The organism is Allobosea eneae (assembly GCF_042657265.1).
Lineage (GTDB): Bacteria > Pseudomonadota > Alphaproteobacteria > Rhizobiales > Beijerinckiaceae > Allobosea > Allobosea eneae.
The window spans coordinates 31,036-46,144 of record NZ_JBHSLW010000023.1 but is presented as its reverse complement, the minus strand read 5'-3'; the positions used below and the strand labels follow the sequence as shown (position 1 = coordinate 46,144).

Sequence of the window (15,109 nt, the reverse complement as noted above, 5' to 3'; positions counted from 1 at the left end):
GCGCTAGAGCCTCTCGATCTCGTGGGTGCCGAACAGGCCGTAGGGACGGACCATCAGCAGCACGAGCAGCAGCGCGAAGGTGACGACGAGCTTGAACTCGCCGCCGAGGAAGGCGCCGGCGAGCGCTTCGACCAGCCCGATCAGGAGGCCGCCGACGAGCGCGCCGGCGATCGAGTCGAGCCCGCCGATGATGACGACGACCAGGACCGAGAGGCCGAACACGCCCATGGTCGGCGAGATGCCGCCGATCGCCCCGACCAGCACCCCGGCCCCGGCCGCGGTGGCGCAGGCGAGGATCCAGGCGATGGAGAAGACACGGGGAACGTCGATCCCGACCGAATAGGCCGCGCCCTGGTCGGCGGCCGTCGCCTTGAGCGCGACGCCGCCGCGCGAGAAGCGGAACAGGGCCAGGAAAAGTCCGATCACCACGGCCGCAGCGACGAAGCCGATCGCGACCTTGGGCGCGAGATAGGCGTCCCCGATGAAGACTGGCGCCGAGGGCATGAACTCAGGCAGACGCAGCGGGTCGGCGCCCCAGCCGAGCTGAACCACGCCGGCCAGAATCGAGCCGAGCCCGATCGTCACCATGAACACCGAGATCGGGCTCTCGCCCAGCATCGGCCGGATCAAGGCGCGCTCGACCAGCCAGCCGAGCGCGCCGCCGGCCGCGATCGCAAGCGGCAATGCCAGCCAGGGCGAGAGGCCGAGCCCGGCCGCGAAGCCGAGGAAGGCATAGCCGCCGAGCATCAGGATCTCGCCGATGGCCAAATTCACCACGCGCGTGGCCTTGTAGATCAGCACGAAGGCGACGCCGGTCAGCGCATAGAGTGCGCCGGCGCCGAGACCGGCGAGCGTGACTTCAAAGAGGAAGAGCGCGTCCATCACGCCGCCTCCGCCTTGATCCGGCGCGCGATTGCGCCGACATCGCCCGAGCCGAGATAGGCAGCGATCACGGCATCGTTGCCCTGGACCTCGCGCGGCGTGCCGCTGGCGATGACCTGGCCGAAATTCAGCACCACGACATGGTCGGAGATATCCATCACCATGCCCATGTCGTGCTCGACCATCAGGATGGTGACGCCCCATTCCTCCTTCACGTCGAGGATGAAGCGGGCCATATCCTCGGTCTCCTCGCGGTTCATGCCCGCGACAGGCTCGTCCAGCATCAGGATGCGCGGACGCATGGCGAGCGCCCGCGCCAGCTCGACACGCTTCTGCAAGCCGTAGGAGAGCGTGCCGACCGAGGCGTTGCGAATATGCTGGATCTCGAGGAAGTCGATGATGCGCTCCTCGATCTCCGCACGCAGCTCCAGCTCCTCCTTCTGGGCCCGACCCCAATAGAACAGCGCATCGAGCACGCCGGTGCGCATATGGGCGTGACGGCCGAGTTTGATGTTGTCGAGCACGGTCATGCCGCGGAACAGCGCGATGTTCTGGAAGGTGCGGGCGAGGCCGCGCGCGGCGCGCTGCGGAGCGCGTACGCCTTCAAGGCTCTCGCCGGCGAAGCGGATGCTGCCGGCTTGCGGCCGATAGAAGCCCGAGATCGTGTTGAACAGCGAGGTCTTGCCGGCGCCGTTCGGGCCGATCACGGCGGTGATCGCGCCTTCCGGCACCGAAAACGAGACGTCGGTGAGGGCGCGAACCCCGCCGAAGGCGAGCGAGACGCCAGACACCTCCAGGATGGGGGAAGCGACCATCTCAGCGGCCCTCGAATTGCGGCGTTCGCTTGGCCAGGAAGGCGTGTGCGCCTTCCCGGAAATCTGCCGTGCGCGTGCCGGCGAGGAATGCCTCGCGTTCGAGATCGAGCTGGGTCGAGAGGTCGTTGCCGAGCGAACGGCCGACGAGGTGCTTGATCCGGGCATAGGCCGCAGTCGGCCCATGCGCGAGTCGGCGTGCCAGCGACATCGCCTCGTCCGCGAGGTCGGCAGCCGGCACGACCCGGTTGACCAGCCCGAGCGTGAGCGCCTCGGCCACGCCGACCGGCTCGGCCAGCAGCGCGAGTTCGAGCGCCTTGCGCTCGCCGACAAGGCGCGGCAGCCGATAGGTCGCCGAGCCGTCGGGGGAGGCGCCGATACGGGAATAGGCCATGGTGAAGACGGCGTCGTCGGCCGCGATGCAGAGATCGCAGGCCATGGCGAGGCTGAAGCCGGCACCCGCGACCGGCCCCTGAACGGCGGCGAGCGTCGGCAGTTTCAGCGCGTTGAGCGCGCGCAGTGCGGCGTGGAACGGATCGATGATCGCCTCGACCGCGGCGGTGGGGTCCTCTCCCGCGAAGCGGGCGACGTCGCCGCCGGCGCAGAAGGCACGGCCTTCGCCACGCAACAGCAGGGCTCGCACCGTGCCGTCCTGAGCGATGCGCTCCATCGCATCGGCAAGGGCTTGCGCCATCTGCGCATCGATCGCGTTCAACACGCGCGGATGGCTGAGCGTGACGACGGCGACGGCATGCTCGATCGCGAGCAGCACCGGACTCCCGGCCTGATCCATGGCGTTCCCCTCGGGCCTGCGATCGTTTGCCGCCGCAGTGCCTCTACTCGTTGTTCACGAGATTACTCGTGAGTAAGGCGAAACCCTGCGCGGTGCGCCATGTGCATTTCTGCACGGCCCGGATTGCCAAAACGGAACGGCGCGGTCGCCCAGAGCGACGGCTTTCGCCCGTGCCTGCAGGGTGATGAACCCAGGCAAAGCACCATCCGGATCGATGCAAACCTTCGTATGGCTCACCAAAGCGCAAGGGTGACCGAGCGCGACCGGCGCCTAGTGCTACGGTCTTTCCCGGAGCCTCATATCGCAGCGGTCGCGGCCTTGCTGCCGCGCGGCGGCCAGGTCGGCTCGCTGACGGGCTGGTGGTCGAGCTCATGGCCGGGATCGCCGGTGGCGGCCGCTGCGATCCGAAAGGCCACGGCGTCTTCCTCGTCGCCTTCGATCCCGCGGCTGCGGGGGAGACCATCGACTGGCAAGGCAAGGCCCCCGCAGATCGACACGCCGGAGAACAGGGCGGCTTCTTTCGCCGACAAGGCGGTTGTCGAGATGGCAGGCTCGACCGAGACCGACAAGGTGCGCGAATCTCCCGGCGGAACTGGCCGTCTGAACCAGATCAGCCATAGATTGGAATTCATTTAAACTACTGTTTTTATTGACTTTCTTGCTCTTCATGCCGATAGCCGTCTCGGACGCCTTTACGGCGCGGGATCACGAGGGCAGATGTCGCACAGCGCGCTCAGCGTCGCCGCGCTCTACGCCGCCGAGCAGGACAGGCTCCGGCGGCGCTTGATCGGGCGCGGGCTCAACGCGCAGCAGGCGGCCGATGCGGTCCAGGAGCTCTTCCTGCGCCTGCTGAGGGCGCCGCGCAGCGACATCCGTGACGCCAGCGCCTATCTCAGCCGTGCCGCGGACACGATCGCGATCGACCACTGGCGGCGGGAGCAGCGGGCGAAGCTGCTGTTCGAGGCCGAGCCGCCCGATGCGCTGATGATCGCCGATCCCATGCCGACGGCCGAGACCGGTCTCGTCGAGCAGGATCGGTTTCTCGAGCTGGAGGCCGCGCTCTCGTCCTTGCCACCGCGATGCCGCGAGGTGCTGCTGCTCCATAAGTTCGAGGAGCTGAGTTATGCCGAGATCGCGCAGCGCCTCGGTATCTCCCGCAACACGGTCATGGTCCATCTCGCCAACGCCATGAACCTGCTGCGTCGACGGATGCGCGAGAAAAATCCGCCAGGTGCTAATTAGTTTTCCGAGCCGGATCGTCTAAACAGCGAGATGAGCCAACAGGCGGGATCGATGGAGTTCCGGCGCGCGATGCATCTGCGGACACCGCATTGCGGCCCGAACCGGCGCGCCGATGGATAAGGTCGATGCCGATACGGTCGATGAAGCCGCTGTCGCTTGGTTCGTCAGGCTGCGCGACGAGGAGGTGACCGAAGCAGATCGGGCGGCATTTGCCGTCTGGCTGAAGGCCGATCCGGCGCATGAGCGGGCTTGGGGCGAGCTCGAAGCCATTTGGGGTGCGCTCGATCAAGTCGCAGTTACGACAATGGTCGTTCCGGTCACTGAGCGCCCAGAGCGGCGTCGGCCACGAGCATTCTGGCGTCCGCTGGCGGTTGCGGCGATGCTGCTGCTGGCCGTGACTGCGGGTCTGCGCCTGCTTCCGCCCGGCCTCCTTGCCGACTATCGCACCGGGATCGGCGAACGGCGCGTCGTCGCTCTTGCGGACGGTTCGCGTATCGAGCTTGGGCCGGTCAGTGCGATCGAAGTCGACCTCGGCAATGCCCGGCGAGCCGTGAGATTGGTTGCAGGCGAGGCCTTCTTCACCGTGGCGCGCGATCCGGCCCGGCCTTTCGTCGTCGGCGCCGGCCAGGGCGAGATCGCCGTGCTCGGCACGGCATTCGACGTCAAGATCGGCCTGAGCGAGACGGTCTCGGTCGTCGTCACCGAAAGCAAGGTCGCGGTCAGCGCCAGCGGAAGCAGTGCCGTCGGCGTCGCCGCCGGCCAGGAGGTCAGCTATGACCGCAGCGGCGTCTCGGCCGTGCGTCCGGCCGATCTCGATAGTGCCCAGGCGTGGCGACAGGACCAGCTCGTCTTCCACGATACACCGCTCGACACGGTGCTGAGCGAACTCGGCCGCTATCGCCGTGGCCATATCCAGCTGCTCGGGGGTGAGCTCGGCAAGCGGCGCATCACCGCCGTATTCGACGCCAAGCGTCCCGAAGCGGCGCTCGACACCATTGCTCGCAATCTCGACCTGCGGCTGTTGCGCATGAGCGACTACCTCGTCGCTCTCGTCGCCTGGTGAAGAAAAATCGCGCCGGCGCCTAATTAGTTTTCTCCCCCCGGGCGTCTTCCCCAACGGGGGAGCGCCAGTACGGCGCTCCGCATGATCGCGGACAGGGGCATCTGACGATGAAGAGCAGGAACAAGGCCGGACAGCAGGCGGTCCGGCCGGCGCTGATAGCCGTGCTGCTGGCTGGCACGGCGCTCGGCAATTTTGCCACGCAGCCGGTGCTGGCGCAGGCGCCTGCGGCGACGAGCGCTGCGATCGACATCCCCGCCCAGGCCCTGTCCTCCGCCCTGATCGCCTTCTCCCGTCAGACCCGGATCGAGATCTTCGTCCCATCTTCGCTCGCCGCAGGCAAGCGTTCCGGCGCCGTCTCGGGCGCCCAATCGCCGGAAGCCGCTCTGCAGCGCCTGCTCGCCGGCACCGGCCTGACCTATCGCTTCACCGGCGCGCGCTCGGTCACGGTGGAGGCTGTACCCGCAGCAGCCGCGATCGGCGCGGCGCCGGCCGGTGCGATCGCGCTCGATACGATCGATGTCATGGGTGCGAGCATGGCGCGCGGCGGCGTCAGCGAGATCGTCATCGGTCCAAAGGAAATCGAGCGCAAGAACCCGATCGACACGCGCGACCTTTTCGCCGGTGAGCCGGGGGTCAAGGTCGGTGGCTCGATCCCGATGTCGCAGAAGGTTTACGTCCATGGCGTCGAGGAAAACAATCTCTCGGTCACGATCGACGGCAGCCGGCAGAACAACAAAGTCTTCCATCACAACGGCACCACTCTGATCGACCCCTCTTTCCTCAAGGCGGCCCGCGTCGATGCCGGCGTCGCGCCAGCCGATGCCGGCCCTGGCGCGATGGCTGGCGCCATCGCCTACGAGACCAAGGATGCGCGTGACTTTCTGCCCGGCAACGGCGTAGGGGCTTTCGCCAAGACGATGTTCAATACCAATGGCAACGTCTTTACCAACAGCCTCTCAGGCTATGCCCGCTATCAGGGTTTCGACGCACTCGGCTATGTCACTTATGGCAAGGGGCAGGCCTATGAGGCCGGCGACGGTCGCAAGGTCCCAGGCACGGCGACCGACATTCTGAGCGGCCTCGTCAAGCTCGGCTGGGAGGCGCCGAGCGGCGACCGCTTCCAGATCAGCCACGAGCGCGTGCGTGACGATGCGCTGCGCCCCTTCCGCGGCAATATCGGCTTCATCAGCGGCCGGCCCGCCTGGGAGCCGCGGATCCGGAACTACGAGATCAATCGCCAGAACACGGTGCTGAGCTACAGCCGCACCTCGCCGATCGGCTTGTGGGATCCAAAGGCGGTGCTGGCCTACAGCGCGACCGAGGTCAGGACGCCGGTCTTCGAACGGCCGATCGGAGCCAACCCGCCGGTGACATATCCCGGCACAGGCGAAACAGACAGCCTCAACGGCAAATTCGAGAATCGGTTCGGGCTCGGTTCACTCGGAAGCGTCACGGCCGGCGTCGACTTCTACAAGGACAAGGCGCTCTATAAGGACATCAATTATCGCATCAGCGAGAAAGCGAGCAATGTCGGCGTCTATGCGCAAGCGCGGCTGACGCCAATAGAGCGCGTGCGGGTCTCGTTCGGCCTGCGCGGCGACAAGCAATGGTTCACTGGAGTCGACAGGTCCAGCCATGACAATTTCGGGGTCAGCCGCAACGCATCGGCTGAAGTCGACCTGATCCCCGAACTGCTGACCGCCAAGGCCGGCTACTCGCATGTCTTCGGCGGCGTCCAGCTCGCCGAGAACTTCATCCTGAATCCGGCCTGGCGCTATGGCCGGGACGGGGTCGAGCCCACAACGTCCGACAACTATGTCGCCGGGCTGGTGGCGCGCTATGCGGGCTTCACCGTCGAAGGCAGCGTCTTCCGTACCGTGATCGACAATGCCCGATCGGCCCGCTTCGCGCTGGCAGCTGCGACGCAGACCCGCCATGTCGAATCGCATGGCTACGAGATCTCGGCCGCCTATGCCTGGGCAGACGGCTTTGTGCGGGCGAAATACGCCGATATCGACGTCAAGATCGACAATCTGCCGGCCGATTCCGATACCGGCACTTATCTCGCCACCCCGATCGGCCGTGTGCTGACGCTGACCGGCGCCCATACCTTTCAGCAATGGGGCGTGACCGTCGGTGCCGATCTCGAGATCGTTTTCGATTACAAGAAGGTTCTGCCGGGCAACCTGCCGCTCAAGGGCTACGAGGTCGTCAACGCCTTCGTCGAGTATAAGCCGCAGGCGCTGCCGAACTTCACCTTCCGCGTCGAGGCCAAGAATATCCTCGACAAGACCTATGCCGACCGCGCCACCTATGGTCAGGAATTCGGCACGGTGACGCCGCTCTACCAGCCGGGCCGCGCCATCGTGCTCAGCGCCGCCGCGCGCTTCTGAGGAGCGGCGGGCCATGTTGCGAGCGTTGCTGTCCGGCTTGGTTCTGTTCGCTGCTGTTGCGGTGACCGAAGCGCGCGAAGTGACCGATCTCGCCGGCAGGACGGTGACGGTGCCTGACACGGTCGAGCGCATCATCATCGGCGAGGGCCGCTATGTCCCGGCTCTCGCCATTCTCGACCGCGACGATCCGGTCGGGCGCGTGGTCGGCATGATGGGCGACTATGAGGCCGTCGATCCGGCGAGCTATGCCCGCTATCGCGAGCGCTTCCCGAAGATCGCCGGGATCGCCCGGATCGGGCGTGCCGCCAAGGAGAGCTTCAGCCTGGAGAAGGCAATCGCGTTGAGGCCGCAGGTCGCGATCTTCGGCCTCGGTGGCCACGGCCCCGATACCCGCTCCGGCGAGGTGATCGCGGCGCTGGAGAAGACCGGCACGGCGATCGTGTTCATCGACTTCCGCAGCGATCCCTTGGTCAACACGCCGAAATCGCTGGAACTGCTCGGCCAGGTGCTCGGCCGCGAGAAGGAGGCCGCCGAATTCCTCGCCGCCTGGCGCAAAGCGTTGAAAGAGGTCGAAGACCGGCTGAAGCAGGCGAAGCCGGCGCCCGTCGGCGTCTTCGTCGAAAGCCGCGTCGGGCTCGATGTGAGCTGCTGCGAGACGATGACGCGCGGCATGATCGGTCGCTTCGTCACGGCGGCGGGCGGCTTCAACGTCGCCGAGGCGATGGTGCCGGGCGAAGCCGGGACCGTCAGCCTGGAATGGCTCCTCGCCCATCCGCCGCAGGTCTATGTCGGTACCGCGATCGGCGGCACCGCGTCTGCCGAGAGCAAGCCCTGGCTCGCGCTCGGCGCCGGCGTTTCGACGGAGGTCGCGCAGGCGAGCCTCAAGCGCTCGATGGCGCGCACCGGCATCTCGCAGCTGGAAGCGGTGCGCCTTGGCAGGGCGCACGCGGTCTGGCACCACTTCTACAATTCGCCCTTCAACGTCGCGGCGGTGCAGGCCTTCGCCAAATGGCTGCATCCCGCGCTCTTCGCCGATCTCGATCCCGAGGGGCTGTTGCACCAGCTGCACCAGCGCTTCCAGCCCTTTCCGATCGACGGCGTCTACTGGACCTCGCTGCCATGACCGACATGCCTGCCGCGCCCGCATCCCGCCCCGCCCTCGAAGAATGGCATCTGTCCGTCGTCGAGGCCCTCGACGTCGAGCCCCGCCTGCGTCGCGTCGTCTTCACCGCTGACACGCTCGACCAGCTCGACTATCGGCCGGGTCAGGCACTCGTGCTGCGCATGCCGCTGCCGGAGGGCGGCACCGGCCGGCGCGACTACACCATCCGCTGGCTCGACCGGGAGGCGAAGCGCCTCGCCATCGATTTCGTCCTGCATGGCTCGACGCCGGCGCCGAGCTGGGCACGGGCGGCACGAGCGGGGGACAGCCTGCTCGCGCTTGGCCCGCGCGGTCGCACGGTCGTCGCTCCGGGTGCGGATTGGCATCTGTTCTGCGTCGACGAGACCGGCATGCCGGCCCTGCGCCACATGCTCGAGACGATGCCGGCCGCGGCGACCGTTCTCGCACTGATCGAAACCGCCTCGGCCTCGGACGAAACACCGATCGAGACTTTGGCGACGCTGACCAGTCGATGGCTGGCGCGCGATGGCATCGCGCCCGGCCCGAATCCGTTGGTGCTGGAGGCCTTGCGCGCGCTGCCGCTGCCTTCAGGCCAGGGCCAGGCCTATCTGGTCGGCGAGACCAGCAATGTCCGCTCCTGGCGCCGTCATCTGGTCGAACGCGGGATGCCGAAGACCGCCATTGCGTCGGAGGGCTACTGGCGGCCCGGGCGCATTGGCGGCCACGATCACGTCGATGATTGACACCATGCGTTCCGGCAGGGCGCGCGACGACGCCCATAGCGGAGCCTGACTGGTCGCATCCGTGCAGGGAGCGACGGATGCCGGCTGGCCTGTTCGTCTCGCTGCCCGATACGCGCTGTCTGGTCTGGGCGCTGGGATGACGGCGGAGCCGATGCGGCACCCCGGGCGCACGCGGCCACGCGCCGGCGCTGTATCTGCCCGATTTTCGATCTGACTACGCCCGTTTTCCGGCGCGCCCGGCACGCGCTGAGCAGTGGTCGAGCAAAGCCGTCGCAACTTCCTTCGACCTGTTGATCTCTCCTCGAATTCGTGCAATTAAATGACCGACCGGTCGGTTGATAAAAACAAAGGCGCGGAACTCGGGGAGAGACATCGTGGCGGACGCTTTCATTTGCGATGCGGTTCGCACGCCCGTCGGCCGCTATGGCGGGGCGCTTTCGAGTGTCCGTGCCGATGATCTCGCGGCGATCCCACTTGCCGCGCTGATGGAGCGCAACCCTTCCGTCGATTGGGCCCAAGTCGACGACGTCATTCTCGGCTGCGCCAACCAGGCCGGCGAGGACAATCGCAATGTCGCGCGCATGGCCGTCCTCCTCTCCGGGCTGCCGGTCGATGTGCCCGGCACCACGGTCAATCGGCTCTGTGGCTCGGGCCTCGATGCGCTCGGGCTTGCCGCCCGCTCGATCCGCGCCGGCGATTGCGAGCTGATGCTCGCCGGCGGCGTCGAGAGCATGTCGCGCGCACCGTTCGTCATGCCGAAAGCCGATGCCGCCTTCTCGCGGGCCAATGCGGTCTACGACACCACGATCGGCTGGCGCTTCGTCAACCCTAAGCTGAAGAAGGCCTTCGGCATCGATTCCATGCCCGAGACGGCCGACAATGTCGCCGCCGATTTCTGCGTTTCGCGCGCGGATCAGGACGCCTTCGCGCTGCGCAGCCAGCAGCGCTGGGCGGCGGCCCAGGCTGCCGGCCGTTTCACTGAGGAGATGGCGCCGGTCGCCGTGCCTCAGAAGAAGGGCGATCCGGTCATCGTCGATCGCGACGAGCATCCGCGCCCCGACGTGACGCTCGAACAGCTGGCCAAGCTGAAGGGCGTCAACGGTCCCGATCTCAGCGTCACCGCCGGGAATGCCTCCGGCGTCAATGACGGCTCGGCCGCGCTGATCGTGGCGAGCGAGCAGGCGGCGAAGGCAAATGGCCTGACGCCGCGTGCTCGCGTCGTCGCGATGGCGGCCGCCGGCGTCGCGCCGCGCATCATGGGCATCGGCCCGGTGCCGGCGGTGCGCAAGGTGCTGCAGCGCGCCGGGCTGGAACTCGCGCAGATGGACGTGATCGAGCTGAACGAGGCCTTTGCGGCGCAGGGGCTCGCGGTGCTGCGCGAGCTCGGCCTGCCGGACGATGCCCCGCAGGTGAACCCGAATGGCGGCGCGATCGCGCTCGGCCATCCGCTCGGCGCGAGCGGCGCCCGGCTGGCGACGACGGCGATGTGGCAACTCCAGCGCAGCGGCGGGCGTTACGCTCTCTGCACGATGTGCGTCGGGGTGGGGCAGGGGATTGCAGTGATCCTCGAGCGCGTCTGACGCGCGAGGCGGAACAGGAGGCAGGCCGATGTATGCCCAGATGGTCAAGACCGAGGCGAAGCGGGTCCGCAGCCTCGACGAGATGGAGCCGCAGGAGCGCGCCTTCCAGGAGCGCATCGACGCCGGCCAGAAGATCGAGCCGAAGGAGTGGATGCCGGAGGACTATCGCAAGACGCTGATCCGCCAGATCAGCCAGCACGCCCATTCCGAGATTGTCGGCCAGCTCCCCGAGGGCAACTGGATCACCCGCGCGCCGACGCTGGAGCGCAAGGCGATCCTGCTCGCCAAGGTCCAGGACGAAGCCGGCCATGGCCTCTATCTCTACTGCGCGGCGGAGACGCTCGGCATCAGCCGCGACCAGATGTACGAGCAGCTCCATTCCGGCAAGGCCAAGTACTCCTCGATCTTCAACTATCCGACGCTGAGCTGGGCCGATATCGGCGCGATCGGCTGGCTGGTCGACGGCGCGGCGATCATGAATCAGGTGCCGCTGCAGCGCTGCTCCTACGGCCCTTACGCCCGCGCCATGGTGCGCATCTGCAAGGAGGAGAGCTTCCACCAGCGCCAGGGCTTCGACATCATGACCGTGCTTGCCAAGGGCACGCCGGAGCAGAAGGCGATGGCGCAGGACGCGCTCGATCGCTGGTGGTGGCCCTCGCTGATGATGTTCGGCCCCTCCGACGATGCCTCGGTGCATTCGGCCCAGTCGATGGCCTGGAAGATCAAGCAGAACTCGAATGACGAGCTCCGCCAGAAATTCGTCGACCAGACCGTGCCGCAGGCCAAGTATCTCGGCCTCACCGTCCCCGATCCCGCGCTGAAGTGGAACGAGGCAAAGGGCGGTCATGATTTCGGCGAGCCGGACTGGACCGAGTTCTTCGCGGTGATCTCAGGTGAAGGCCCGTGCAACCACGAACGACTCGAGGCGCGCCGCAAGGCCTGGAACGACGGTGCCTGGTTCCGCGACGGGCTGACCGCCCATGCGAGCAAGCAGGCCGTGCGGCGTCAGGCCTCGCGCATCGCTGCCGAGTAACACGCCGACGCAAGGGAGCTGATGATGTCGAGCGAATGGCCCCTCTGGGAGGTCTTCATCCGCGGCCAGCACGGCCTCAACCACCGCCACGTCGGCAGCCTGCACGCGCCCGATGCCGAGATGGCGATCATGAACGCCCGCGATGTCTATACGCGCCGCAATGAGGGCGTCAGCATCTGGGTGGTGCGCTCGGTCGACATCGTCGCCAGCGCGCCCTCCGACAAGGGCCCGCTATTCGACCCGGCCAACGCCAAGGTCTACCGGCATCCGACCTTCTTCGACGTGCCGGACGAAGTGGGACACATGTGATGAGCGCCCCGGCCTCTTCCTCTGCGGTTTCGTCGGCGGTCGCCGAGTTCGCGCTGCGCATGGGCGACAACTGCCTGATCCTCGGCCATCGCAATTCGGAATGGTGCGGCCATGCCCCGGCTCTCGAAGAGGACATTGCGCTCGCCAACACGGCGCTCGACCTGATCGGCCAGACCCAGCTCTGGCTCGGGCTCGCCTGCGAGGCCGAGGGCAAGGGCCGCACGCCCGACAATCTCGCCTTCCTGCGCGATGTCTCCGGCTATCGCAATCTCCTGCTGGTCGAGCAGCCCAATGGCGATTTCGGCCGCACGCTGATGCGGCAATATCTGTTCGACGCCTGGCATCTGCCGCTGCTCAAGGCGCTGATCGGCTCGGCGGACAAGCGTATCGCCGAGATCGCCGAGAAAGCCTCCAAGGAGGTCGCCTACCATCTCGAGCGCAGCGCCGATCTGGTCGTCCGCCTCGGCGACGGCACGGCGGAAAGCCATGCCCGCATGCAGGCGGCCGTGGACTTTCTCTGGCCCTATACCGGCGAGATGTTCCTCGCCGATGCGGTCGACGAGGAACTGGCGGCCGCTGGTCTCGCGCCGGAGCCGGGATCGCTGAAGGCCGCCTGGCAAGAGCATGTCGGCAGAACCTTCGCCGATGCGACGCTGAAGGCGCCGGAGAAAAGCTTCGTCCAGAAGGGCGGCCGGCGCGGCGTCCATTCCGAGCATCTCGGCTACATCCTCGCCGAGATGCAGTTCCTGCAGCGCGCCTATCCCGGCGCCAGCTGGTGAGGAGGCGCTGATGGACGCCGTCACCATCTCCCGCCCGGCCGTCGCCGAGATCTGGTCCTGGCTCGGCGAGATCCCCGATCCCGAGATCCCGGTGATCTCGCTGGTCGATCTCGGCATCATCCGTGATGTCGCCTGGGTCGACGACCTCCTAGAGGTGACGGTGACCCCGACCTATTCCGGCTGCCCGGCGACCGGCGTGATCAATCTCGAGATCGAGCGTGGCCTGCGCGAGCATGGCATCGAGAAGCTCAGGCTCAAGCGGCAATTATCGCCGGCCTGGACCACCGCCTGGATCAGCGCCGAGGGCCGGGCCAAATTGCGAGACTACGGCATCGCCCCGCCTGTCGAGGGCACGGCCGCCTGCGCCGGTGCGCTGGTGCCGCTCAAGGTCTCCTGCCCACGCTGCGGCTCGCAAAGGACCGAGCGCATCAGCCAGTTCGGCTCGACGCCCTGCAAGGCGCATTTCCGCTGCACCGACTGCCTGGAACCGTTCGACTACTTCAAGAGCATCTGATGGCACGCTTCTTTCCATTGGAGGTCGCCGATATCCGCCGCGAGACGCGCGATGCGGTCGTCGTCACGCTCGCGCCGCGGCCTGAAGACCGCGCCGCCTTCGACTTCACCCAAGGCCAGTACCTGACGTTCCGAAGGGAGTTCGAGGGCGAGGAGCTGCGCCGCTCCTATTCGATCTGCGCCGGCAAGGACGAGGGCGTGCTCAAGGTCGGCATCAAGCGCGTCGATGGTGGCGCCTTCTCGACCTGGGCGAACGAGGAGCTGAAACCCGGCGACGTGGTCGAGGCGATGCCACCGATGGGCGCCTTCCACGTGCCGCTGAAGCCGGAGGAGAAGCGGCATTATCTCGGCTTCGCCGGCGGCAGCGGCATCACACCGGTGCTATCGCTGATCAAGACGACCTTGGCGCGCGAGCCGGGATCGCGCTTCACGCTGGTTTACGGCAACCGCTCGATCAACTCGATCATGTTCCGCGAGGAACTGGAGGACATCAAGAACACCCATCTCGGCCGCTTCAACGTGGTGCATGTGCTGGAGAGCGAAGCGCAGGAGGTCGAGCTCTTCTCCGGCCGGATCGACGCCGAGAAATGCGCCAGGCTGTTCAGTGGCTGGATCAACATTGCCGCCATCGACATGGCCTTCATCTGCGGTCCCGAGCCGATGATGCTGGCGATCGCGGCGGCGCTGCGCGAGCACGGCCTGCGCGACGACCAGATCAAGTTCGAGCTGTTCGCCTCGGCGCCGCGCCGCGGTAAGCATGTCGTCAAGAGTGCTGTCGACAACGGCAAGGCCGCGACCTGCACCGCGACGATCACGCTCGACGGCACGACGCGCGTGATCGAGATGGCCAAGACCGGCCAGACCATCCTGGAGGCGGCGCTCGGCGCCAGTCTCGACGCGCCCTATGCCTGCAAGGCCGGCGTCTGCTCGACTTGCCGCGCCATGGTCGTCGAGGGCGAGGTCGAGATGGCGACCAACCATGCCCTCGAGGATTACGAGGTCCGCCAGGGCTATGTGCTGAGTTGCCAGTGCTATCCGCTCTCCGACCGGGTGGTGGTGACCTATGACCAGTGACACCGACAGCATGCCGCTCGAAGACTATCTGGCGCAGGGCGGCAAGCTGACCACGCCTGAGAACGCGCCGCCGCGCTATCGCGGCGAACTACTCAGGCTGATGGCCACCTTCGTCGACAGCGAGCTGGCGGGTGCCGCCGGCTTCGCGGATATCATCAACCAGGGGCCGGGCATCAAGGAGCGCATCGCGGCATCCCGCATCGTGCTGGAAAAGCTCGACCACGCCGAGCGCGTGCTCGCGGTGATGGGCGAGTTCGGCGCCGACATCTCGCGCTATGCCAATCACCACCCCTGGGCCGAGCGCGTGGCGCGCGACAGCGATCTCGGTGCCGCCCGTCACGGCGCCGACATGCGGCTCGCCGTGCTGCACTACCCGCTGCAGGGCTGGCTCGACGCTGTCGTGATGAACGTGCTGATGGGCCAGGCCGTGGTGATCCAGATCGAGGAGTTCGCGGGGCTTTCCTACCAGCCGCTCGGCGATATCTTCCGCGCCATCCTGCCGCGCGAGCGTCGGCACAAGGAGCTCGGCGAGGAAGGCTTGCGGAAATTGCTGGAAGACGCAGCCAATCGGTCGCATGTCGCCGCGGCGCTGGCTTATTGGCGCCCGCGCGTCGCAGCGAGCTTCGGCCGCGGCAGCTCGGCGCATTTCGAGACGCAGAGGAGGTTCGGCCTGCGCCACACCGGCAATGCCGAGCTTGCCGCCGCCTGGGAGCGGCAGGTGGACGAGCTGCTGCACGCCATCGGCATGGCCTGATCAGCACATTCAACCG

The 15,109-nt window shown here is 67.0% G+C and carries 16 protein-coding genes; 12 read left to right on the top strand and 4 right to left on the bottom strand.

Annotation, left to right across the window (positions count from 1 at the left end):
• Window positions 1-3 precede the first annotated feature (3 nt).
• The 4 genes from ACFPOB_RS15395 to ACFPOB_RS15380 all read right to left on the bottom strand — a co-directional run bounded on the left by ACFPOB_RS15395 (window position 4) and on the right by ACFPOB_RS15380 (window position 3,119).
• Entirely contained in the window at window positions 4-882 is an 879-nt protein-coding gene (locus ACFPOB_RS15395; protein ID WP_377799300.1) for a branched-chain amino acid ABC transporter permease, read from the bottom strand.
• A complete protein-coding gene (locus ACFPOB_RS15390; protein WP_377799299.1) occupies window positions 882-1,697 on the bottom strand; it encodes an ABC transporter ATP-binding protein in 816 nt (271 codons plus the stop codon). Before ACFPOB_RS15390 ends, ACFPOB_RS15395 begins: the two co-directional genes overlap by 1 nt.
• Window position 1,698: 1 nt before the next feature.
• Window positions 1,699-2,487, bottom strand: coding sequence for an enoyl-CoA hydratase/isomerase family protein (locus tag ACFPOB_RS15385; RefSeq protein ID WP_377799298.1), 789 nt, complete (start codon window positions 2,485-2,487; stop codon window positions 1,699-1,701).
• Window positions 2,488-2,783: 296 nt separating this feature from the next.
• The gene (locus tag ACFPOB_RS15380) at window positions 2,784-3,119 is read right to left on the bottom strand and encodes a hypothetical protein (RefSeq protein WP_377799297.1); all 336 of its coding nucleotides are present in this window, start codon (window positions 3,117-3,119) and stop codon (window positions 2,784-2,786) included.
• A gap of 85 nt (window positions 3,120-3,204) precedes the next feature.
• Between ACFPOB_RS15380 and ACFPOB_RS15375 the strand changes: the two genes are divergently transcribed.
• From ACFPOB_RS15375 to ACFPOB_RS15320, 12 genes are all read left to right on the top strand, one after another.
• The gene (locus ACFPOB_RS15375; RefSeq protein ID WP_377799296.1) at window positions 3,205-3,729 is read left to right on the top strand and encodes an RNA polymerase sigma factor; all 525 of its coding nucleotides are present in this window, start codon (window positions 3,205-3,207) and stop codon (window positions 3,727-3,729) included.
• 112 nt (window positions 3,730-3,841) lie between these two features.
• The gene (locus tag ACFPOB_RS15370; protein ID WP_377799295.1) at window positions 3,842-4,792 is read left to right on the top strand and encodes a FecR family protein; all 951 of its coding nucleotides are present in this window, start codon (window positions 3,842-3,844) and stop codon (window positions 4,790-4,792) included.
• A gap of 107 nt (window positions 4,793-4,899) precedes the next feature.
• A complete protein-coding gene (locus tag ACFPOB_RS15365; RefSeq protein ID WP_377799294.1) occupies window positions 4,900-7,185 on the top strand; it encodes a TonB-dependent receptor in 2,286 nt (761 codons plus the stop codon).
• Between the two features lie 13 nt (window positions 7,186-7,198).
• The gene (locus tag ACFPOB_RS15360; protein WP_377799293.1) at window positions 7,199-8,308 is read left to right on the top strand and encodes an ABC transporter substrate-binding protein; all 1,110 of its coding nucleotides are present in this window, start codon (window positions 7,199-7,201) and stop codon (window positions 8,306-8,308) included.
• Complete coding sequence (locus ACFPOB_RS15355; RefSeq protein ID WP_377799292.1) at window positions 8,305-9,051, top strand: siderophore-interacting protein; 747 nt, start codon at window positions 8,305-8,307, stop codon at window positions 9,049-9,051. Before ACFPOB_RS15360 ends, ACFPOB_RS15355 begins: the two co-directional genes overlap by 4 nt.
• A gap of 374 nt (window positions 9,052-9,425) precedes the next feature.
• Window positions 9,426-10,631 carry a 3-oxoadipyl-CoA thiolase gene (gene pcaF / locus ACFPOB_RS15350; RefSeq protein WP_377799291.1) on the top strand — a complete coding sequence of 402 codons (1,206 nt, stop codon included), beginning with the start codon at window positions 9,426-9,428 and terminating at the stop codon, window positions 10,629-10,631.
• A 28-nt stretch (window positions 10,632-10,659) separates the two neighbouring features.
• Window positions 10,660-11,664, top strand: coding sequence for a 1,2-phenylacetyl-CoA epoxidase subunit PaaA (gene paaA / locus ACFPOB_RS15345; protein WP_377799290.1), 1,005 nt, complete (start codon window positions 10,660-10,662; stop codon window positions 11,662-11,664).
• A gap of 24 nt (window positions 11,665-11,688) precedes the next feature.
• Window positions 11,689-11,973, top strand: a complete 285-nt coding sequence (paaB, locus tag ACFPOB_RS15340; RefSeq protein ID WP_377799289.1) for a 1,2-phenylacetyl-CoA epoxidase subunit PaaB — start codon at window positions 11,689-11,691, stop codon at window positions 11,971-11,973.
• Window positions 11,973-12,752: a 1,2-phenylacetyl-CoA epoxidase subunit PaaC gene (paaC, locus tag ACFPOB_RS15335; protein ID WP_377799288.1), complete on the top strand. Its 780-nt coding sequence runs from the start codon at window positions 11,973-11,975 to the stop codon at window positions 12,750-12,752. The genes paaB and paaC overlap by 1 nt, the downstream gene beginning before the upstream one ends.
• Window positions 12,753-12,762: 10 nt before the next feature.
• Window positions 12,763-13,266, top strand: coding sequence for a 1,2-phenylacetyl-CoA epoxidase subunit PaaD (gene paaD / locus ACFPOB_RS15330; RefSeq protein ID WP_377799287.1), 504 nt, complete (start codon window positions 12,763-12,765; stop codon window positions 13,264-13,266).
• Window positions 13,266-14,339: a 1,2-phenylacetyl-CoA epoxidase subunit PaaE gene (paaE, locus tag ACFPOB_RS15325; protein ID WP_377799286.1), complete on the top strand. Its 1,074-nt coding sequence runs from the start codon at window positions 13,266-13,268 to the stop codon at window positions 14,337-14,339. The genes paaD and paaE overlap by 1 nt, the downstream gene beginning before the upstream one ends.
• Complete coding sequence (locus ACFPOB_RS15320) at window positions 14,329-15,093, top strand: Phenylacetic acid catabolic protein (RefSeq protein ID WP_377799285.1); 765 nt, start codon at window positions 14,329-14,331, stop codon at window positions 15,091-15,093. Before paaE ends, ACFPOB_RS15320 begins: the two co-directional genes overlap by 11 nt.
• Window positions 15,094-15,109 lie beyond the last annotated feature (16 nt).